Origin of the sequence: Campylobacter sp. 2014D-0258, assembly GCF_008000495.1 — a bacterium.
Classification (GTDB): domain Bacteria; phylum Campylobacterota; class Campylobacteria; order Campylobacterales; family Campylobacteraceae; genus Campylobacter_D; species Campylobacter_D jejuni.
The window spans coordinates 1-20,478 of sequence record NZ_VOAR01000008.1 but is presented as its reverse complement, the minus strand read 5'-3'; the positions used below and the strand labels follow the sequence as shown (position 1 = coordinate 20,478).

General features: G+C 29.9%; 20 protein-coding genes. 8 read left to right on the top strand and 12 right to left on the bottom strand.

The window, feature by feature from the left end; genetic code table 11:
- Nucleotides 1-130: 130 nt before the first annotated feature.
- The 4 genes from kdsB to SR62_RS00890 are packed head-to-tail and all read right to left on the bottom strand — an operon-like array spanning nucleotide 131 to nucleotide 3,926.
- Nucleotides 131-850, bottom strand: a complete 720-nt coding sequence (gene kdsB, locus SR62_RS00905) for a 3-deoxy-manno-octulosonate cytidylyltransferase (RefSeq protein WP_002856736.1) — start codon at nucleotides 848-850, stop codon at nucleotides 131-133.
- Complete coding sequence (thrC, locus tag SR62_RS00900) at nucleotides 847-2,259, bottom strand: threonine synthase (RefSeq protein WP_002893328.1); 1,413 nt, start codon at nucleotides 2,257-2,259, stop codon at nucleotides 847-849. The genes kdsB and thrC overlap by 4 nt, the downstream gene beginning before the upstream one ends.
- Entirely contained in the window at nucleotides 2,256-3,182 is a 927-nt protein-coding gene (locus tag SR62_RS00895) for a tetraacyldisaccharide 4'-kinase (RefSeq protein ID WP_147502225.1), read from the bottom strand. Before SR62_RS00895 ends, thrC begins: the two co-directional genes overlap by 4 nt.
- Nucleotides 3,183-3,185: 3 nt before the next feature.
- Nucleotides 3,186-3,926, bottom strand: a complete 741-nt coding sequence (locus SR62_RS00890) for an NAD+ synthase (RefSeq protein ID WP_002893329.1) — start codon at nucleotides 3,924-3,926, stop codon at nucleotides 3,186-3,188.
- Between the two features lie 73 nt (nucleotides 3,927-3,999).
- On the opposite strand from SR62_RS00890, the gene SR62_RS00885 reads away from it, so the two are divergent.
- Both SR62_RS00885 and SR62_RS00880 read left to right on the top strand, forming a co-directional pair.
- Entirely contained in the window at nucleotides 4,000-4,596 is a 597-nt protein-coding gene (locus SR62_RS00885; RefSeq protein ID WP_002856956.1) for an MBL fold metallo-hydrolase, read from the top strand.
- A gap of 12 nt (nucleotides 4,597-4,608) precedes the next feature.
- The gene (locus tag SR62_RS00880) at nucleotides 4,609-4,914 is read left to right on the top strand and encodes a hypothetical protein (protein ID WP_002893330.1); all 306 of its coding nucleotides are present in this window, start codon (nucleotides 4,609-4,611) and stop codon (nucleotides 4,912-4,914) included.
- A 40-nt stretch (nucleotides 4,915-4,954) separates the two neighbouring features.
- Here SR62_RS00880 and SR62_RS00875 read toward each other — a convergent pair whose 3' ends face one another.
- Genes SR62_RS00875 through murJ form a run of 7 tightly spaced genes read right to left on the bottom strand, consistent with a single transcriptional unit; the run spans nucleotide 4,955 to nucleotide 13,534 of the window.
- On the bottom strand, nucleotides 4,955-5,734 hold the full coding sequence (locus tag SR62_RS00875) for an enoyl-ACP reductase (protein ID WP_002852476.1): 780 nt from the start codon (nucleotides 5,732-5,734) through the stop codon (nucleotides 4,955-4,957).
- Nucleotides 5,734-6,630 (bottom strand): 4-hydroxy-tetrahydrodipicolinate synthase, encoded by an 897-nt coding sequence (dapA, locus tag SR62_RS00870; RefSeq protein WP_002893331.1) that lies wholly within the window; start codon nucleotides 6,628-6,630, stop codon nucleotides 5,734-5,736. The genes SR62_RS00875 and dapA overlap by 1 nt, the downstream gene beginning before the upstream one ends.
- Nucleotides 6,623-7,873 (bottom strand): M16 family metallopeptidase, encoded by a 1,251-nt coding sequence (locus SR62_RS00865; protein WP_002893332.1) that lies wholly within the window; start codon nucleotides 7,871-7,873, stop codon nucleotides 6,623-6,625. The genes dapA and SR62_RS00865 overlap by 8 nt, the downstream gene beginning before the upstream one ends.
- Nucleotides 7,870-8,928 carry a quinone-dependent dihydroorotate dehydrogenase gene (locus tag SR62_RS00860; RefSeq protein WP_002872967.1) on the bottom strand — a complete coding sequence of 353 codons (1,059 nt, stop codon included), beginning with the start codon at nucleotides 8,926-8,928 and terminating at the stop codon, nucleotides 7,870-7,872. Before SR62_RS00860 ends, SR62_RS00865 begins: the two co-directional genes overlap by 4 nt.
- Nucleotides 8,929-8,959: 31 nt before the next feature.
- Nucleotides 8,960-10,702 (bottom strand): ABC transporter ATP-binding protein, encoded by a 1,743-nt coding sequence (locus SR62_RS00855; protein ID WP_002893333.1) that lies wholly within the window; start codon nucleotides 10,700-10,702, stop codon nucleotides 8,960-8,962.
- Nucleotides 10,695-12,083 carry a cysteine--tRNA ligase gene (cysS, locus tag SR62_RS00850; RefSeq protein ID WP_002893334.1) on the bottom strand — a complete coding sequence of 463 codons (1,389 nt, stop codon included), beginning with the start codon at nucleotides 12,081-12,083 and terminating at the stop codon, nucleotides 10,695-10,697. Before cysS ends, SR62_RS00855 begins: the two co-directional genes overlap by 8 nt.
- Nucleotides 12,083-13,534, bottom strand: a complete 1,452-nt coding sequence (murJ, locus tag SR62_RS00845) for a murein biosynthesis integral membrane protein MurJ (protein WP_002893336.1) — start codon at nucleotides 13,532-13,534, stop codon at nucleotides 12,083-12,085. The genes cysS and murJ overlap by 1 nt, the downstream gene beginning before the upstream one ends.
- A gap of 103 nt (nucleotides 13,535-13,637) precedes the next feature.
- Between murJ and SR62_RS00840 the strand changes: the two genes are divergently transcribed.
- From SR62_RS00840 to SR62_RS00815, 6 genes are read left to right on the top strand one after another with little or no spacing between them, the layout of a single operon-like run.
- A complete protein-coding gene (locus tag SR62_RS00840) occupies nucleotides 13,638-15,497 on the top strand; it encodes a flagellar assembly protein A (protein WP_002893338.1) in 1,860 nt (619 codons plus the stop codon).
- Complete coding sequence (ruvA, locus tag SR62_RS00835; RefSeq protein WP_002893340.1) at nucleotides 15,473-16,024, top strand: Holliday junction branch migration protein RuvA; 552 nt, start codon at nucleotides 15,473-15,475, stop codon at nucleotides 16,022-16,024. The genes SR62_RS00840 and ruvA overlap by 25 nt, the downstream gene beginning before the upstream one ends.
- A gap of 9 nt (nucleotides 16,025-16,033) precedes the next feature.
- A complete protein-coding gene (locus SR62_RS00830) occupies nucleotides 16,034-17,074 on the top strand; it encodes a D-alanine--D-alanine ligase (protein ID WP_002893341.1) in 1,041 nt (346 codons plus the stop codon).
- A 59-nt stretch (nucleotides 17,075-17,133) separates the two neighbouring features.
- Nucleotides 17,134-17,349 carry a type II toxin-antitoxin system Phd/YefM family antitoxin gene (locus tag SR62_RS00825; protein ID WP_002852622.1) on the top strand — a complete coding sequence of 72 codons (216 nt, stop codon included), beginning with the start codon at nucleotides 17,134-17,136 and terminating at the stop codon, nucleotides 17,347-17,349.
- Nucleotide 17,350: 1 nt separating this feature from the next.
- Entirely contained in the window at nucleotides 17,351-18,070 is a 720-nt protein-coding gene (locus SR62_RS00820; protein ID WP_002893343.1) for an alpha/beta fold hydrolase, read from the top strand.
- Nucleotides 18,071-19,498, top strand: a complete 1,428-nt coding sequence (locus tag SR62_RS00815) for a Mur ligase family protein (protein ID WP_002893344.1) — start codon at nucleotides 18,071-18,073, stop codon at nucleotides 19,496-19,498.
- Nucleotides 19,499-19,556: 58 nt separating this feature from the next.
- On the opposite strand, the gene SR62_RS00810 is transcribed toward SR62_RS00815, so the two are convergent.
- On the bottom strand, nucleotides 19,557-20,478 hold a 922-nt coding region (locus SR62_RS00810), incomplete at its 5' end, for a Cj0814 family flagellar-dependent secreted protein (RefSeq protein ID WP_147502224.1).

Here is a 20,478-nt window from a genome sequence, read left to right as displayed (position 1 = left end):
AACCATAGTTTGAGTTATCATTGATACTAAAGATACTCATATTAATTCCTTAATTTAGATTTTTCTGCCTTCAACCTAAATATATTTATATAACTAATACAAGCAAAATCTGTTCCGTTTTGGGGTGGAGTTATTTTTCTAAATAAATTTTTAAAGCCCTTTCATAGTCTTCTTTAGTATCAATCCCCATGCTTGTTGTTGAAATTTCAAGCATTTTGATTTTTTTACCATTTTCTATAGCTCTTAATTGCTCTAACTTTTCCGCTCTTTCAAGCGCAGAACTTGATAAAGAACAAAACTCCCTTAATGCTTTTACACTATAAGCGTAAATGCCTAAATGCCCTTTAAAACTTTCCTCGTAATTTTCTCTTTCATAAGGGATTTTAGCTCTTGAAAAATACAAAGCATACCCTTCTTTATCGCAAAGCACTTTAACCAGATTAGGGTCCATAGCTTCTTCTTGAGTGATTTTTTTATAACAACTCGCCATAAAAGCTTTTTTATCCAAGCAAGAACTTGCAAATTCTTTAAATTTTAATAAATTTTCACATTCTATAAAAGGCTCATCAGCTTGGACATTGATAATAATCTCATCATCTTTTAAAGCTAGTTTCTTACAAGCTTCATTAATCCTATCCGTACCGCTTTCATGATCTTTGCTTGTTAAAACCGCATTTAGACCATATTCTTTAGCGATACTTAAAACCTTTTCATCGTCTAAAGCTATACAAACTTCATCCACGCTACTTACTCTTCTTGCAGTAGCCACAAACATAGGCACTCCACCTATATCACATAAAATTTTCTCATGAAAACGACTTGATTTTAATCTTGCAGGAATAATAATCATTTTTGCATCCAATCTAAAATTTCTTTTTTTATATTTCTGGCTTCAAATACCTTTTCATCGCTATTTTTCAAATCAAATAAAGTCAAAATTTCATCTTTAACTTGGACATTAAACTCTTTAGCTATAAATTTTAAATCTTCTTTTTCATTCTTAGAATCCCTATCATATAAAGCTTTTATCATACTTGGAGTAAATTTTGTCCATTCTGCTGTAGAAGTGATAATGCTAGGTTTTAAAGGATCAAGCATTTTAAAACAAGTTGCGGTATGCGGATCAATTAAAATTTTACTTTGTTTGATAAATTGCATACATTCTTCATCGGTGCAAAAATCCGCCTCAAAATCTTCTTGCAAACTTTGTAATTCTTCTTTTTCAAGTTTAAAATATCTCTCATTTTTTAACAAATTCATCAGTTCTTTAGTTCTTTTATCTTTAAATTTCGCAAACAAAAGTCTTTCGATATTAGATGAAATAAGTATATCCATAGCTGGAGAAATAGTCTTCTTAAGACTTTTTTCACGCAAATCATAAACGCCTTGATTAAAAAATTCACTCAAAATATTATTTGCGTTTGAAGCGATTTTGATTTTTGAAATTTTAGCTCCCATTTTTTTAGCATAAAAAGCTCCTAAAGCATTGCCAAAATTTCCACTTGGAACGATGATTTGTACTTCTTCTAAAAACTCATTAAAAAGTTTTAAACTCGCATAATAATGATAAATAATCTGAAATAAAATACGCCCAAAATTTACAGAATTAGCTGCGCAAAGCTCATAATTTAAAGCTTTAATTTCATTTTGAAAATCTTTTGAAAAAAGCAATTCTTTTAAAGTGCGTTGCGCTGCGTCAAAATCCTCATCTATGGCAAAAACTTTCAAGTTATCCTTATCTAAAGCTCGCATTTGCAACTCTTGAACTCCACTTGTGCCACCTTTTGGATACATACAAGCTACTTTAACATTTTTTGCATTTTCAAAGCTTTTTAGGGTTGCAGGTCCTGTATCGCCGCTTGTAGCACAAATAATTAAAATATTTTTATCCTTTGAAAATTCACTTAAAAGCACGCCAAAAGGCTGTAAAGCCATATCTTTAAAAGCTCTTGTAGGTCCATGCCAAAGCTCGTTAATATAGGTTTTTTCAGAGATTTTTTGCAAAGAAATAGGTGTATTTTTATCATCAAAGCTTTCGTAACTTTTCAAAGCCTTTTTAAAAAGCTCTTCTTCGCCAAAACCAAAACTTTCTATAAGCTTTAAAGCAAAATCTTTATAAGACAAATTGGCATATTTTTCTCCTTCAAAAATAGGCAAATTTAAAGGTGAGTAAAGCCCTCCTTCTGGGGCGTTTGGGTTAATCAAAGCTTCCTTAAAACTTGATACATTGTTTACATTTCTACTCTCGACCAATTTCACTGTTCAAACTCCTTGATATAAGTTTTTATTTTTTCTCTTAATGAATCTTTTAATTCTATATTTAATTCTATAATTTGACATTTAAAACCAAAATCTTTAACTTTAACAAAATCCTTAAAAGTAAGCATTAGTGTATCGCAATTATGTTTTTTTAGCAAATTTTCTAATTCTTCTTTTTTAAACTCATAATGATCTTTAAAAAAATAACAAGCCCTTGCTTTGATAAAATGCTCATACAATCTAAAAGGTTTAGCAATAGCAGTTACCAAAACAGCCTTTGGATTTTCTTTTACAAAAGAATAACGCACAAAATCCCTGCCTTCTAATGCAATAAAATCAGCCCTTTTTTCATAAAATTTTGGCAAACGATAAGCTCCACTTGGCAAGGTAAAATTAAAATAAGGTTTGATTTTGCTTTCAAGTAAAATATCAAATTTTTTAATATGAAATTTAGAAAAAGCATCATCAAGTACAACGATTTTAGCTCCCAACTCAAAAGCTTTTTCAATACCTTTTACTCTATCTTCGCTCACAATCACACCTTTGATATTTTCTTCAAAAGCATACTCCATAGCTTCATCGCCACTTTGTGTTAAGGTGCATAAAATTTCATTTTGATTTTTAACAATAAACAAACCTTTAGACTTTCTTTTATAGCCCCTAAGCACTATAAAAACGCCATCAAATTCCCTTGCTATAGCTTTACAAAGCGGGGTTTTTCCATTACCTCCAAAACTTAAATTACCAACGCTAATAACAGGCTTTTTAAAAACTATTTTTTTACGAAAAAAAGTATTTAAAATCGCAAAAAAAGCATAAAACACACTTAAAGGTAAAAGTATAAAAGCAAGGCATTTTTGCCAAAAATTAGGCTTAAAAAAATAATTATCAAGCCAAAGTTCATAATTTTTTTCTTCACTCATTGTTTAAATTTCCAAAATTTCAGGCATTTTTCCCTTAAAAGTATTTTTTTGCATGCGATTTTTTAGCATGGCAATCAAAGAAGGATTAAGCGTTCTTAAAAGCTTTTCGTCATTAGTTTCTAAGGCTTTTAAACCTTCATCGATTTTTGCATAAGAAAAACCCAAATCCGCCTCATCGCTTTGATTTTCCCAAAGATCCGCACTTGGAGCTTTTTTGATAAAATTTTCATGCAAGTTAAGGTATTTTGCTAAGGCATAAATTTCACTTTTATAAAGCGATCCTATAGGATTAAAAGCACAAGCTAAATCCCCATAAATCGTACCATAACCCAAAAGTAATTCGCTTTTATTAGAAGTGCCTATGACTAAAGAATTTTTCAAAGCAGAATAATCATAAAGCAAACTCATTCTAATACGAGCTGCAAAATTTCCTAACGATACTAGAGTGGTATTTTCACTTTGCTTTATAAAAGCATCTAAAATGCTTTGAATTTCTATGATTTTATATTCAAGATTTAAATCCGCACAAAGCCTCAAAGCATCTTCAAGATTGGCTTTGTTTGAAATTTGAGTTGGCATTAAAAGAGCAAAAACATTCTCTTTTAAAGCTCTTTTACAAAGCGTTGCTACCAAAGCAGAATCAATCCCGCCACTAAGCCCCAAAACCACACCTTGACTTTGAGAATTTTTCACTTTTTCTTGTATAAAATCACACATTTTTTCCGTAATCTTTTGCCAATCCATAAAGCTTGCCTTTTAAAAATTTAATGTATAATTATATTTATTTAAGGCAAATTTTTTATTAAAGAGGTAAAAAATGCAAATTATCAAACAAGCTTGTGGAGTTTATGAAACTAATTGCTATATTTTATTTACCCCAAAGGGTGAATTTATCATTGATCCAGGAACTGATGCACTTTTATTTATCAAAAAACATGTAAAAAAACCTTTGGCGATTTTAAATACTCACGGGCATTATGATCATATTTGGGATAATGCCAAGGTTAAAAAAGAATACAACATCCCCATTTATATTCACAAAAATGATGCTTTTATGCTACATGATGATTTCAATCAAGGCTATGATTCTAGCGATGCGGATTTTTTAGTAGATAATGAAGATATTTTAAATATTTGCGGAGTTGATTTTAAATTTCACTTTTTACCAGGACACACACCAGGTTGCACTATGATAGAAATTGTAGGTAAAAATATCATGTTTAGTGGAGATTTTTTATTTTATAGAAGCATAGGAAGATGGGATTTTCCTTATTCAGATGCAAATTTAATGAAACAAAGTTTAGAAAAAGTTATGACTTACAAAGAAGATTTTAAACTTTTACCAGGACATGGACAAGAGACTACTTTAAAAGAAGAACAAGTCCATTTACCCTCTTGGCTTAGATACTTTTAAGGTATATTTAAAATGGAATTAGATCAAATTTTATTATATGCTTTTATTTTTTTAAATCTTTTTGCCCTTTTTGGTTTATTTTTGGGAAATAAAAAGAAAAATCAATTTAACGATAAAAAATTTTATAAAATCTGCCCATGTAAAAAAATGGCAGAAAATGGATCTTTAAGTACGATTTGTATTTATTCAGCTGTGGGAGGATTTTTTTACAGCGTATTATCTATAGGTTTTGTAGGTTTTGACAATTGGACTTTAAATTTTATTTTTTTACTTGCATTATTAAGTGTTTTTTTAGGGTGGAAATTAAAACTTGATTGAAAAATATTTTTAAGAAAAATCCATTGATTTTTCTTAATTTTTATTTAAAAGTTGTACCACCATCAACGATGAAAGTATGTCCTGTCACCCAACTTGCCTTACTTGAACAAAGAAAAAGACATGCTCCAGCCAAATCTTCAGGCTGCCCCATGCGATTTAAAGGGCTTAAATTTATAGTAGCCTGTTTTACTTCTTCATAATTTGTAAAAGCTCTTAAAGCATCAGTTTCAATAGGCCCACCACTTACGACATTTACACGGATATTTTTTTCTCCAAGTTCAGTAGCCGCATATCTTGCCATAGCTTCTACAGCGGCTTTTGCTGTACCATGACCTGAATAATTTTCTATATACACTAAATTTCCTGTAGATGAGATAGAAATAATGCTTCCACCCCCTACTTTTTCCATCCTTTTAGCTGCTTCTTGTGCGCCCACAACAAAAGCATTTACTGTGGCTGTAAAAATGTTATTAATTCCCTTTGGTTTTAACTTCATAAATTTAGTATAGCCGCCTACAACCGCACGTCCTGAAATGATAGCATTTGAGATAAAATAATCCACTCTATCAAAATCCACATCAATTTTTTCAAAAAGTTCTTTATAAGTTTCAGGTTCTAAAATATTAAACTCATAAGCTCTAGCTTTGATTTTATAATTTTTCTCCAAATCTTGAACCATTTCATCAGCAATTTGCGCATTAGAATTATAAGTAAAAGCTATATTTGCACCCACTTTAGCAAATTCATAAACTATAGCTTTGCCTATCCCGCGAGTTCCACCGCTAATCACTAAAGTTTTTCCTTGAAATTCTGTATTCATTAAAATCCTTTGATCTTATATTTTTTCATCACTTCTTCAATTTTAGCAAAATTTTCCTTACTTGGAGAACAAAGAGGAAGTCTAAATTCCAAACTTTCTATCAATCCAGCTATATACATAGCCGTTTTAATAGGAATAGGATTACTTTCGCAAAATAAAATTTTATTGATATTATAAAGCTCATCATTGATTTTTTTAGCTTCTTTATAATTTTCATCTAAAGCAAAATGAGTTAAAGCGCTAATCATATCGGGTAATAAATTTGAAGTTACTGAAATCACTCCCTTTCCACCATTTGAAAGTATAGGATAATTGATCGCATCTTCCCCTGAAATAAGCATCATTCTAGGTTCGTGTGCAAGTAAATCCACACACTTATCGATATTTCCACTCGCTTCTTTTACTCCATAAATATTTTCACAATCTCTAAAAAGCTTGATAATAGTATCCGTTGAAATTTCACAACCTGTTCTTCCTGGAACATTATATAAAAGCACAGGAATATCTACACTTTGCGCAATAGCCTTATAATGCTCGTAAAGTCCTTGTTGCGTAGGTTTATTATAATACGGTGCCACACTTAAAATCCCATCAGCACCATGTTCTTTAGCAAATTTAGCCAAACCCACTGCCTCATGAGTTGCATTACTTCCAGCACCCGCTAAAACCTTAACTTTAGTTCCTTTGCAAGTCTCAACGGCTATTTCTATGCAAGTTCTATGTTCTTCATGGGTTAAAGTTGCACTCTCTCCTGTTGTTCCTACTGGAACTACTGCATCGATGCCATTTTCTATTTGTCTTTTAATCAATCTTGCATAACTTTGCTCATCAACTTTTCCATTTTTAAACGGTGTAATAAGAGCAGTCATCGCCCCAATGATAATATTTTTATCCATTTGAATCCTTTCTTAGAATTACCGTAGTTGAATTTTCTTGAATAAAATATTTTTTAGCACAAGAAATCAAATCTTTTAATTCCAAATTTTGTATATCTTTCTCATAATTTAACAAAGGATTGATATCTCCTCTTGCTAGATATGAACCATAAATATTTGCCACTGCACTAGCATTGTTAAGTGAGAAAATAAAATCACTTTTGACATTATTTTTCACTCTTTGCAAATCTTTTTGAGAAATTTTACCCATTTTAAGTTTATCAATGATTTTTAAAAGTTCTTTTTCTACTTTTTCTGCATTAACATTGGGATTACAGTTACAAATAAAAATAAATAAATTTTCATCTATACAATCATTAACATAAGCATAATAATCATTGATTAAATTTAATTTATCAATCAAAATTTCACTCATTAAAGAACTTTTCCCACTTCCTAAAAGCTCGGATAAAGCATTTAAAGCAGGTATATCTTTGTGCTTGAAATTTGGAATTTTATAAGCAAGGGCTAATAATTCAGTATCTGAGTTTTTATGCAAATATATTCTTTTTGCTCCATCTTGCTTAGGCTCTTTTGTGTAAATTTTAGGTATAGTCTTAGTATTTTTAATCTTTTCAAAATGTTTTTTTGAAAGCTCAAAAACTTCTTTACTTTCTATATCACCACTTACAAGTAAAATCGCATTTTTAGGTTGATAATAAATACTATGAAATTCTTTAATATCTTCAATACTCCAATTTTCTATATCTTTAAAAAAACCTATAGGAGTCCAATGATAAGGATGATACATAAATGCGTGATTAAAAAGCCTAAAATAAAGATATCCCAAAGGATTATTATCTGTTCTCCATCTACGCTCTTCTAAAACCACTGCTCTTTCAGGCTGAAATTCTTCATCTTTTAAATTTAAATTCTCCATAAGTTCTGCAAAAAGTTCCAAAGCTTTATCTAAATTTTTCTTCGCACATTTAATATAATAATGAGTATAGTCAAAACCTGTGCTTGCATTATCCACGCCACCAAAACCCTTAACAATCTCATCAAATTCGCCAGCTTTTAAATTTTTAGTACTTTTAAAATTTAAATGTTCTAGCATATGAGCTATGCCGCTTTTTCCCATGATCTCATTTCTTGAACCCACTTTATAAAAAATATCAACGCTAATCACATCGCTATTTTTATTTACAGGCAAAGCATAAACTTCAAGCTTGTTTTTTAATTGAATTTTTTCATAAGCAATCATTTTAAATTTACCCCAACAGCTTCGCTAATGTGTAAAAAACCATCTTTTCTTAAAAGCTCTATAAGATTTTGATTGATATTTTTTACCAAAGAAGGACCTTTAAAAATCAAAGCTGTATAAACTTGCACCAAATTAGCCCCATTTTTAATACGCTCATAAGCAATATCAGCACTATCAATCCCTCCACTTGCAATAAGCAAAGTTTTGCCAAAAAGAATTTTAGCTACTTCTTTGAAAAAAATACCACTTTTTTCTGTAATCAACCTTCCGCTAATACCACCAAAAGTACGATTATTATCTAACAAGCTATAATCAACACTAGTATTGGCTAATATAAACCCATCTGCACCTTTTTTAATGGCATTTTCACATAAATTTAAAGCATCATCTATTTTCATATCAGGAGCAATTTTTATCAAAATAGGCTTAGAAGTGATTTTTTTGGCTTCTTCAAGCAAGGTATTTAAAAAATCATCATTTTGCAACTCTCTTAAATTTTTAGTATTAGGAGATGAGATATTAACGATAAAATAATCACACAAATCCTTAAAATCTCTAAACAAAGTAAAATAATCCTCCAAGGCTTTGTCATTTGGAGTGATTTTATTTTTCCCTATATTTACCCCTAAAGGCAAAACAAAAGGATAAGTTTTTGCGAGTCTTAAAGCAATCTTTTCAGCACCTTCGTTGTTAAAACCCATAGCATTTTGTATACTTTCTTGTTTTACAAGTCTAAATAGGCGTGGCTTTTCATTGCCTTCTTGAGGTTTTGGAGTAAAAGTTCCCACTTCCAAAAAGCCAAATCCTAAAGCACTCAAAGGTCTTATCATAGTGGCATTTTTATCAAAGCCTCCTGCTAAACCTACAGGATTATTAAAATCAAGTCCAAGTAAATTTTGCCTTAAACTTTCATCATCAACTATATATTTGTGTGCTAAAAAACTTAAAGCTCCTGGAAAACTAGCACTTAAAGCCCTTAAGCTATATTCAACCAAAGCATGTGCATGCTCAGGGTTTAACTTAAAAAGTAAAGGTTTTATCATTTCATAAGCCATTTTTTAATCCTTTTTGAAATTCTAACTAAAATTAACTAAAGCTAGGCTTTGTTTTTTCTTTGCTTTTAAATTTTTGATACAAAGAACAAGTTTGCAAAAGCTCTTCATCTTTACCTATTGCCAATACCTTGCCCTTATCCAATACTACTATTTTATCTGCATTTTCTATAGTGCTTAAACGATGTGCAACCACTAAAATCAATCTGTCTTGTTTTAAATTTTCTATAGTTTTAACTATTGCTTTTTCACTTTCATTATCCAAAGCTGAAGTTGCTTCATCAAAAATAAGCACATCAGGATTTTTATATAAAGCTCTAGCGATTGCTATTCTTTGTTTTTGCCCTCCACTTAAGTTCTTACCATGTTCTTTCACTTCAGCCCAAATCCCGCCCATTTCTTTAACAAATTCATAAGCATTGGCCAATTTTAAAACTTGGATGACTTTTTCTTCTTCTAACTCTTCGCTATAAGCAATATTTGCAGCAAAACTATCATTAAAAAGATAAATATTTTGCGTTACAAGTCCTATTTTAGCATGTAAGCTTTCTATGGTAAAAGTGCTAATATCTTTTTGATTGAGTAAAATTTTACCTTTTTGTTTTTCATAAAAATACATCAAAAGATTAATAATAGAAGATTTACCACCCCCACTTGTCCCTACAAGAGCAAGCATTTGCCCTTTAACAAAATCAAAATTTACGCCTTTTAAAACACTTTTATGCGGGTTTTCATAAGCAAATTCAACATTTTCAAAGCTAATTTTTTCAATGTTTTTTAATTCTTTGCTTCCACCTTTAATTTGAGGTTCTAAATCCAATAAATAAAAAGTTCTTTCACTTGCCGCAACAGCACCTTGAAGTTTTCCATATAAAGACGAAAGACGCTTTAAAGGAGTATATATCGCAAAAAGTGCCGAAACAAAACTGATAAAACTTCCCACACTCATAGAACCATTGATAACCTCTCTACCCCCTACAATAATCACCACAGCAACCCCAACAGAGCCCATCATATCCATTAAAGGACTTGTAAGCGCATCAATACGTGCGGATTTTAGGTTTAATTTACACAAAGTATCATTATGCTTAGCAAATTTATCACTTTCTTTTTTTTCATTATCATTAGCTTTGATCAATTCAATATTTGAAAAAATTTCACCCAAATAAGAAAGTAAATCCGAATTTGTTTCTTGTATATTTCTTGCATATTTTTTAAGTTTTTTAGCAAACCATACCAAAGGAAAAATAGCTAAAGGCAAAATCACTAAAGCAAAAAAAGCCAAAGTAGGACTTTGATACAAGACTACTGCAAGCAGTCCTATAGCAGTTAAAAGCTCTCTAAAAAAATCAGGAATAATGTTTGATACTATGCTTTGAAGTGCATTAATATCATTAGTACAACGACTTACAAGCTCTCCACTTCTATAGCGTTTAAAAAAATCCATATCCAAGCGTAAAACATTTTTCAAAACCCTAGCACGCAATACTCTTAACATATCTGTTCCTATAAAGGAAACATAAAAACTTTGTAAATAAGTTCCAAGATTTTTAAAAAAATACATCAATACTAGCAAAAAAGGCACTGTATAAAGTAAAGCTTCATTTTTTTCAACGAAAATATAATTTAAAATAGGCTCTAAAGCATAAAAACTTCCAGCAGTTCCTCCGCTTGCTAAAATCATACCGAAAATAGCTATAGCAAATTGTTTCCAATATCTTTTATAAAAGGGCTTAAAGCGTATTAAAACCTCTTTTAAATTCATCTCATTATGCATTTATTTTCTCCCAAATTGTTCCATTTGGAGTATCTAAAAGAGTGATTTTTTTACTATTTAATTGCTCTCTTATTGTATCAGCTGTGTTAAAATCTTTGTTTTTCTTAGCCTCAGTTCTTTCTAAAATTAACTTTTCAATTTCTTCTCGTTCTTCTTTGCTTACACCCCATTGAAAATATAAAGTTGTATCCATAAAACCAAAGCCAAAAATTTTAGCTAGCTCGCTTAAAGCTTCTTTGATATTTTGTTTTAAAATTTTATTTTTGCTTTCTTTATCCAACTCTAAATTTGCACTACTGATAAAATCATCCAAAAGAGCTAAGGCTTTAGAAACATTTAAATCATCATTTAAAATCTCTAAAATTTGCTTAGCAATTTCGCTTTTTATTTCAATATCATTTAAAACATCAAAATCAGAAATTTCACCTAAATCCAATCTTTTTTTAAGGCGATAAAATTTATCTAAACGTTTTTTAGCATTTTCTAAATCCGATAAAGAATAATTAAAATGAGATCTATAATGAGAACTCAAAAGATAAAATCTTAAAGCCTCGCCCATAAATTCTTTTAAAGCATCTTTTATAAAAAAACTATTATTTAAACTTTTACTCATTTTTTCACCATCGATTTTTACAAAACCATTATGAAGCCAAATATTTGCTAATTTTCTCTTACATCCACAACGACATTGCGCAGCTTCATTTTCATGATGAGGAAAAAGCAAATCTATCCCTCCAGCATGTATATCAAGAGTATTTTCAAAAATAGAATCAATCATAGCAACACATTCAGTATGCCAACCTGGACGCCCTTTGCCAAATTCACTTTCGTAAAAATTTTCATCAAATTTCCAAAGCACAAAATCGCTTTCATTTCTTTTTTGCACTTCATTACTTAGACGAGAGATATTTTCTTCTAAATTGCGATTTGATAGGCTTAAATATTTTTCATCTTTACTTGTATCAAAATAAATTCCATCTTCTAGAGTATAAACAAACCCATCCTTAGCAAGCTTTTTAATCAAATCAAGCATAGCTGTTATATAATGCGTTGCACGAGGTTTAAAATCAGGATCTAATACATTTAAAACCCTCATATCCTCTTCATAACTTTTGATATAAAATTCCGTAATTTCCTCTAAAGTTTGACCACTTTGAGCCATTTTTTTCAAAATCTTATCATCAATATCTGTATAATTTCTAGCAAATTTTACCCTATTGCCCTGAGCAAGTAAAACCCTACGCAAAAGATCAAAACAAACACTACTTCTTGCATGTCCTAAATGTGCATCATCATAAACCGTAGGTCCGCATAAGTAAATACTAATATCTTTTTTATCAAGTTTTATTTTCTCTTTTGCTACACTGTCTAATAATCTCATTAAAAAACTCCTTTAAAACTTGTAAAAATTCCTATAAAAAAACTTAAAATATAAGGTTTAATCAAAATAAGTAAGATTGTAAAAACAATCAAAGTAACTATAACCAATAAGCAAATTTTAATAGATATTAAAGCAAAAAATTTCTTAAAACCAAATTCTTTGATATTAGCTCCAAGCAAATAAAAAGCACTGATAGAGCTTGAAAGTGCTACTGCAATAACCTTTAAACTTTCATCTTTAATCAAAAATATAAAAGCCATAGAACATAAAGCACTGATAATTAAAGATTTTACCGCGATCCAAGCTGCTGTTTTTTGTTTAAATTTTGCATAAAGCCACAAAGAAAAAAGCTTTTGCACACCAAAAGGTAAAAGCCCTATAAGATAAGCAATCAAAACATAAGCCGTAATCACACTATCTTCGTGAGTGAAATTTCCTCTTTCAAATAAAAGTTTTGAAATTTCCAAAGCAAACACAGAACCTATAATACTAGAAGCAATAAGCAAAATGCTTAAAAGCGCTAATGCTCTTTGCATAAATTTTAAGGCTAATTTTTCTTGACCACTTTTTAAATGTTTTAAAATTTTTGGAAAAGAAACTTGAGTTAAAGCAATAGCAAAAAGTGCAAGGGGGAGTTGGAAGACGCGATTTGCATAATAAAGATAAGAAATACTCCCGCTCATTAAAAAACTAGCTATAGTTGTATCAAGCAATGAGCTAAATTGGGTCGCAGAAGAACCTAAAACTCCATGAAAAAAATTGCCATAAAAACCTTGTAATTTCGCCTTGGCTTTTTTAAATTTTATACTTAAAGTCATAGCACGGATTACAGGATTGTTTTTTAAAACAAGCAAATGCAAAATAAGTTGTGCCATCCCACTTAAAACCGTTGCATAAGAAAAATAATAAAGTGTATTTTGCGGTGCATTTTTATCCACAAAAAAGGCAGCTATAACAATACTTAAGTTAAATAATGCCGCAGAAAAAGAGGTAATGAAAAATTTTTGTCTATAATTTAAAATAGCTCCTAAAAAAGTAACTAAAAAAATAAAAAACAAATACCAAAAATTAATCGCCACCAAAGGAGCCGCTAAAGCTATAGTATCTGCGTTAAACCCAAAAGCAAAAAGCTTGGTAAAAAAAGAGGAGAAAAAACTTACCAAAAGACAAAATAAAAAAACTATAAGGCTAAATTGCATCATTACACTAACGCAAAAAGCTCCTTTTTTTTTCGCTTTTACAAAATTAGGCAAAAAACTTTGTCCAAAAGCCCCTTCTGCAAAAATTCTTCTAAAAAAAGCAGGCATTTTTAAAGCCACAAAAAAAATATCACTATAAAGCCCTGCTCCTAAAAAAAGCGCTATTAAAACATCTCTAGCAAGCCCTAAAATTCTTGAAAATAAAATTCCTAAAGCATTGACAATAAAATTTTTAAATACTAAACTCTTCATTAAATTTTTTCATAAATTTCAAAATATAAAGAGAACTATTTTAACTAAAATTGATTAAAAATTGACTATAATTACATTCTTAATTTTTTACAAGGGGAAAGTTTTGACTTTGGATGAAAAAATTATTGCCTATACAGAAAATCCAGCTCGAGAGCTTTTAAGCGTAGCTTCACAAACAAACCTTAGCTTAAATGAGCTTGATTTTAGTTTATTGGCATTTTCTACACAATATCGTTTTGGAGATTTAGAATGGGAAAAAATCTCTGAAAAAGAATTAACTCTTTTTGATAAAGATGAAATTTTTTTAAAAAATGATCTTCAAATCAAGCAAGAATACAAAATAGAAATTTTCCACGGTATAAACCAAAGCAAAGCATCTCAAGCAGTCAAACTAGTTGCGAATAAAAATTTAACCAAAATAATTGCTCAAATTGATTTTGCAAATTTAGACTTTCATGAAAAACTAGCACTAGAACTTTTGCAAAATATTTATAAAAAGATGTTGAAACTTAAATTTTTAATAGGTATCCGCATTTTTGATTTTAAGAAAAATTTAATGTCTTTTTGCAACCAACATAAAAACACCCCTTTAAATAAAATTATACAAATCACCGTTGCACAAGGTATTGATCCTATAGAAAGTCAAGATGAATCCCTGATCTTGACTTATGAAGAAAAAACCAAAAACTACACTATCGATGAAAAACGCTCAGGTATTATTGTTGTTGATGAAAATGAAGTTGTTTTAAAACACGTCAAATTTAAACAAGGTAAAGAAGGAAAAGACTTAAATTTACACACCTTAAAAGTTTTAGCCGCAAATGAAAATAAAGTTAAATTTTCTTGTTCTTCGGCTTTTAAACAAGTAGAGCAAGATGGATACACAGAATATATAGCTTTAAAAAAAGGTTATGTAGTACAAGATGGTGAAAAATTTGATATCGCCAATGAACTAGATTTTAATTGGGTAGATTTTAAAAATATAGGGATTATAAGAGCTGGACTAGACAAAAATGTCAAAATCAATATAAAATTTCTTTCAGAAGTAAAAGATGCTGTAAATTCTGGCGTTGGGATAGAATGTGAAGAATTAAATGTAGTCGGAAGCGTAGGAAGCAACACTCAACTTAATGCCATTAAAATGAAAATTGAAGGCACTACACATTCTAAAGCCAAAATTCAAGCCAAACAAGCCTATATAAAAACTCATAGAGGATTTGTAGAAGCCGAAATTTTAAATATAGATTTGCTCGAAGGTGGAACAATCAAAGCTAAAGAAGTGAGAATTAAAAAAAGTTTAGGCGGAAATATACAAGCTGATAAAATCTATATAGAAAATTTAGAAAGTAATAATTCTTGTGTGTTTTTTGAAAACACCACAATAGAACGCATTAACGGGGATAACAATAAATTTCATGCTAAAATTAAAACTCTTGATAGTAATTATGATGAAGAATTTGCGATTTTAGGAGAGCAAATTTCTAAGTTAAATCATAAAATGAATAAAATAAGACAATATATTTTATCAAGTAAAAATGGAATTTTAAGCGTTGAAAAAAAGATAACAGAACTTAAAAATCAAGGTCAAAATGTTCCTATACAATACGAAAAAGCTCTAAAAGATTTCTCTTTACAAAATCTTGAATTAAATAAACTACAAAATGAAGAAAAAGAACTTCTTGAACGCAAAAAATCTTTACAATTAGAATTAATCAATTTGCAAAAAATGCTTTTTGAAGCAACTTTTATAAATAAAAGTGGCAAATGGACTGATATGAATGAGATCAAATTTTCACTTCTAGAGCCCAAAGAAGATATTTTTTACTCTTCATTTGTTAATGAAAGTGCTAAATTTATAGGCATTAAAAAAATCATACAAAACAACCAAGAAAGTATAGAAATACATAAAAAATTAGATTATGAAGAAAAGGATATAGCATGGTTGTCGGCATCGAAGGAATAATCACGAAAAAAGAACCTACTTTTATCATTGTTAAATGTGCTAGTGGTTTAAGCTATGGGATATTTATTTCTCTTTTTTGTTCTGCTAAAATTCAAACCCAAGAAAAGCATGAGTTTTTTATCACTCAAATCATCAAAGAAGATTCTAATAAATTTTATGGCTTTTTGGATAAAGATGAACAAAAAATGTTTGAAATGCTTTTAAAAGTCAATGGAGTGGGTGCAAATACTGCTATGGCGATATGCTCTAGTCTTGATGTAAATTCTTTTTACAAAGCGTTAAGTTTGGGCGATGAAAGTGTGCTTAAAAAAGTACCTGGCATAGGTCCAAAAAGTGCAAAACGCATTATAGTAGAACTTTCTGACACAAAAACCAAACTTGAAAATGTAAGCGATGATAAAAGCGAAGCCTTAGCCGCACTTCTTACTCTAGGCTTTAAACAAGAAAAAATCATAAGTGTTTTAGCAAGTGCTCAAGCAACAGGCACAAGCGAACTCATCAAAGAAGCTCTTAAAAAACTAGGATAAAGGAATAAAATGAAATTTGCAATACTTTTTGGCGGAAATTCTTATGAACATGAGATCAGTATAGTAAGTGCTGTAGTGCTTAAAAAAGTTATCAATCAAAATTTAGAATTTATTTTTTGTGATGAAGAAAGAAGATTTTATCATATTCCAAGTGAAAAAATGAATTCTAAAACTTTTAGCACTAAAGCTTATAAAAAAGAAAAAGAACTCTTCATCAAACAAGGAGGTTTTTTTAGCAAAGGTTTTTTAAAAGAAAATAAACTAGAGTGCGAATGCGTGATCAATCTTATCCATGGTAGAGATGGAGAAGATGGAAAAATTGCGGCTTTATTTGAGTTTTATTCCATTAAATTTATAGGACCTAGGCTTGAAGCTAGTGCATTATCTTTTAACAAAGAACTTACCAAACTTTATGCAAAAAGCGTTGGAGTAAAAACTCTTGATTATACCATGCTAAGAAAAAATCAAAACTCTAAAGAAAAGCTTAGTTTTCCTTGCATTACCAAACCCGCAAGACTTGGAAGTAGTATAGGTATTAGCATAGTAAAAGATGAAAAAGATTTAGAATACGCTAAAGATGTAGGTTTTGAATTTGATAATGATCTTGTAGTAGAAGAATTTAAAAACAATATCAAAGAATACAATCTTGCAGGATGTATGATCAATGATGAGTTTGTTTTTTCCATCATAGAAGAACCAAAGAAAAAAGAATTTTTAGACTTTGAACAAAAATATCTTAGCTTTTCAGGACACAATGAGCTTATAGAAGCAGATTTAAGCGAAGAATTAAAAGAAAAACTCAAAGATAGCTTTAAAAAGATCTACAATCCTTTGTTTAAAGGTGCTTTAATACGCTGCGATTTTTTTATACTGAATGATGAAGTATATTTAAATGAAATCAACCCAAATCCTGGTTCTTTGGCTAATTATCTTTTTAAAGATTTTAATACCACTTTAAACGCTTTAGCTGATCAAATTTCACTTGAAAAAATGATAAAAATCAATTACAACTTCCTTCACTCCATCAACGGACAAAAAGGAAAATTATAAGCTTTTAAGTCAAAATACGCTAAATTATACATAAAATTTAGCGTATTTTAGGAAGAAAAATGCTCTCTTTTAAACAAGATGAAATTTACACTGCCACTGAAGTGGTAAGAAATTTTAGCCCCATTATGGAAAAACTCAAAAAAAGTGAAAGTGGAAAAATAGTTATTTTAAAAAATAACAAATTTGAAGCTGTAATGCTTAGTATGAAAGAATTTGAACGCTTACAAAATGCCATGCAACTTTTAGAAAATATCTACAAAAATCAAAAGGCTTAAAATGGCTCAAACTCAACTTTCTTATAAAAACAAAACTTATCAAATTTCTTATGAAATTTTAGGTGATCTTTCCTTACCGCAAATACTTATCTTACACGGCTGGGGAGCTAATAAAGAACTTATGAAACAAAGTTTTTGTCCTTTTTTGAAAGATTTTTGTCAAATTTATATGGATTTGGCAGGTTTTGGGAATTCAAGTGTGGAAGAAATTTTAAACACTCAAGATTATGCCAATATCACAGAACTTTTTTTAAAACAAAAAAAACTCAATGTCTGTTTTTTCATGGGGCATTCTTTTGGTGGAAAAGTAATCACCCTACTCGCAAAAGAAAAAGACACCCTAATCTTACTTTCAAGTGCAGGAATTTTAGCTAAAAAATCCCTAAAAGTGCGTTTTAAAATCCGTATTTTTAAAATTTTAAAACTCTTTGGTTTGGGAAAATTTTATCGCTATTTTGCTAGTAAAGATGGAGCAAATCTTAGTCCTATGATGTATGAAACCTTTAAAAGGGTTGTTGATGAGGATTTTAGTGAAATTTTTGCCAAGCAAAAGGCTAAAAGCTTGATTTTTTGGGGAAAAAGCGATGAAGCTACGCCTTTGTATTGTGGTGAAAAAATGCATCAACTTTTAAAAAATAGCACTTTTTATCCTTTAGAGGGGGATCATTTTTTCTTTTTAAAATATTCTGCTTTCATAGCTCAAAAAATCAAGGAAATTTAAATGCTTATCAATACTCTTTATTTTATCAATTCTTTATTTTTTAATTTTTGTATAGCTTTTTATCTTATGAGTGCTTTACAATGGTATTCTTATAAATTTAAACGCGTGTTTTTTCATTATCATAAACCTTTATGGCATTTGTATTTTTTATTTATTCCTTATTTTTTATTCTTAGCCTTTCCTTTATACTCTTTGGCATATTTTGCATTGATCCATACTCCGATTTTGTATTTTTGGAACAAAGGTATAGATAAAAAGCTTGTTTTTACAAGTAAGGTTAAATGGTTTTTTGTTTTTGTTTTTGTTTATAATGCTATTTTTGCTATACTTGCTTTGCGTTTTTCTTTTCTTTTTAATCTTTTTAGCCTTCCTTTTGCTTTATTTAGTCTTAAAATTTATGAGTTTTTTACAAATTTATATTATAAAAAACAAGCCAAAGCCAAACTAAGAGCCAATGAAAATTTAAAAATCATACTCATTACCGCAAGTTTTGGAAAAACAAGTATTAAAAATTTTTTATACGAACTTTTAAAAGATGACTTTAAAAGCTACAAAACACCACGCTCTGTCAATACCTTGCTAGGTATAGTTGCTGATATCAATAACAATTTAAGCCAAGATACTCAAATTTACATAGCTGAAGCAGGTGCTAGACTTAAAGGCGATATTGATGAAATCACTCGTTTTTTACAACCTCACATCAGCATAGTAGGAGAGATAGGCAATGCACACTTAGAGTATTTTAAAAGTGTTGAAAATATCCGCTCAACCAAACTTGAAGCCTTAAATTCCAAAAGACTAGAAAAGGCTTTTTTACACTCTAGCACCCAAAAAGAAGAAGATAAACTCATCAGCCTTTATGATGATAAATTAAGTCTTATTCATTCAAGTCTTGAAGGTTTAGAATTTAAAGTCGATATAGAAAATAAATCCTATGATTTTAAAAGTCAAATTTTAGGGGATTTTAACGTGCAAAATCTTTGTGTTTGTATACTTTGTGCTCATTATCTTGGCATAAAACTAGAAAAAATTCAAAAGCAGGTTTTAAATATAAACTCCGTAGAACATCGCTTGCAAGTGCTTTCAAGAGAGCCTAAATTTATCATAGATGATGGTTTTAATGGAAATTTTAAAGGTATGAGCACAAGCTATGAACTTTGTAAAAGCTATAAAGGACGCAAAGTTTTAGTAAGTCCTGGTATAGTGGAAGTAAGCGAAGAAGAAAATATAAAACTTGCTAAAATCATCAATGAGTGTTTTGATCTTGCTATCATTAGCGCACAAATCAATGCTGAAATTTTCAAAAAAGAGTTAAAAATAAAAACCATTATACTTAAAGAAAAAAGCCAGCTAGTTCAAACTCTAGCTAAAGAGACAAAAAACGGAGATTTAATACTCTTTTCAAACGATGCGCCTAGTTTTATGTGATTCGTATAAGTATTTGCAAATGTCATCATTTTCAATTTGACTTCGTGCAAATACTTCTTTAAACCCTAGTTTGTCCTATAAGATTATTTAATCTATCCATTATAGATCCAACATAAGAATTTATACTTTCACTGCTTGCTTTCCAGCCATTAGCTTTTGCTTGATTAAGCTCTCTTTCAAACCAAGCTCCACCACCATAACCTATGTGATTTTGCCATTTAATTCCTTTTTCCATTGCATAAATATCTGCGTCAAGCCAGCCATCTTGTGCATAGCCTTTTAATAAACTTGCAAAATCAACCTTACCTGTCATGATGTCATCTAAGGAAGCTAATGATCCATCAAAGCTTTCTTTAGCCATAGCTTCTTTGTAAGATTTAACTATAGGATTCATTGTGGTATTGCCACCTTTTAAAATATCAGCACCCGTTGATTTTAAAAAACTCACAAATAAAGCTTCTTTAGAATAGCTTCCATCTTCATTTTGTGGATAAACTAACATATCAGGATTAAAAGTATATTTGTTTGATGTATTTTGAGTTTGCATACTTTGTGGAGTGAAATTTAATGGTTGCAATCCCACGTTAATACTTGCAATCGTTCCCAATTGTTCCATTTCATCGTATTGTTCTTGGGTGTTGTAATAATTTGTTATAGTTTTGCTTTCCAAATTTAAAGGTGAAGCAAAATCAAAATCTCCTACTGACATACTTACACCCTTAGGTAAACTATTTAAATCTACTTCGGTAAAACTTGTTTTATTCGCATTGTTAAAAGTGTGATTTAATATCTCATCAAATTTGTTATAATATTGTTTTATAGTATTTGCCATATCCATATTAGAATAATAACTGCTTACTCCTAAGTATTCTTTTGTACTTGAAACAACAGGATCATTTTCGGCAGCTTTTTTAATCTCATCCAAAGTAGATTTATGTATCTTAAAATCTTCAGGCAATCCTGCAGCTTTATTAAAATCA

Bases quoted from the DNA above. Each gene is read 5' to 3' on its own strand.
- SR62_RS00880 (WP_002893330.1), top strand. From the start codon at position 4,609: ATGGAATTAGATCAAATTTTATTATATGCTTTTATTTTTTTAAATCTT.
- SR62_RS00815 (WP_002893344.1), top strand. From the start codon at position 18,071: ATGCTTATCAATACTCTTTATTTTATCAATTCTTTATTTTTTAATTTT.
- SR62_RS00830 (WP_002893341.1), top strand. From the start codon at position 16,034: ATGAAATTTGCAATACTTTTTGGCGGAAATTCTTATGAACATGAGATC.
- ruvA (WP_002893340.1), top strand. From the start codon at position 15,473: ATGGTTGTCGGCATCGAAGGAATAATCACGAAAAAAGAACCTACTTTT.
- SR62_RS00890 (WP_002893329.1), bottom strand. From the start codon at position 3,926: ATGGATTGGCAAAAGATTACGGAAAAAATGTGTGATTTTATACAAGAA.
- SR62_RS00825 (WP_002852622.1), top strand. From the start codon at position 17,134: ATGCTCTCTTTTAAACAAGATGAAATTTACACTGCCACTGAAGTGGTA.
- kdsB (WP_002856736.1), bottom strand. From the start codon at position 850: ATGATTATTATTCCTGCAAGATTAAAATCAAGTCGTTTTCATGAGAAA.
- dapA (WP_002893331.1), bottom strand. From the start codon at position 6,630: ATGGATAAAAATATTATCATTGGGGCGATGACTGCTCTTATTACACCG.
- murJ (WP_002893336.1), bottom strand. From the start codon at position 13,534: ATGAAGAGTTTAGTATTTAAAAATTTTATTGTCAATGCTTTAGGAATT.
- SR62_RS00865 (WP_002893332.1), bottom strand. From the start codon at position 7,873: ATGATTGCTTATGAAAAAATTCAATTAAAAAACAAGCTTGAAGTTTAT.
- SR62_RS00860 (WP_002872967.1), bottom strand. From the start codon at position 8,928: ATGGCTTATGAAATGATAAAACCTTTACTTTTTAAGTTAAACCCTGAG.
- SR62_RS00895 (WP_147502225.1), bottom strand. From the start codon at position 3,182: ATGAGTGAAGAAAAAAATTATGAACTTTGGCTTGATAATTATTTTTTT.
- SR62_RS00855 (WP_002893333.1), bottom strand. From the start codon at position 10,702: ATGCATAATGAGATGAATTTAAAAGAGGTTTTAATACGCTTTAAGCCC.
- SR62_RS00875 (WP_002852476.1), bottom strand. From the start codon at position 5,734: ATGAATACAGAATTTCAAGGAAAAACTTTAGTGATTAGCGGTGGAACT.
- SR62_RS00885 (WP_002856956.1), top strand. From the start codon at position 4,000: ATGCAAATTATCAAACAAGCTTGTGGAGTTTATGAAACTAATTGCTAT.
- cysS (WP_002893334.1), bottom strand. From the start codon at position 12,083: ATGAGATTATTAGACAGTGTAGCAAAAGAGAAAATAAAACTTGATAAA.
- SR62_RS00820 (WP_002893343.1), top strand. From the start codon at position 17,351: ATGGCTCAAACTCAACTTTCTTATAAAAACAAAACTTATCAAATTTCT.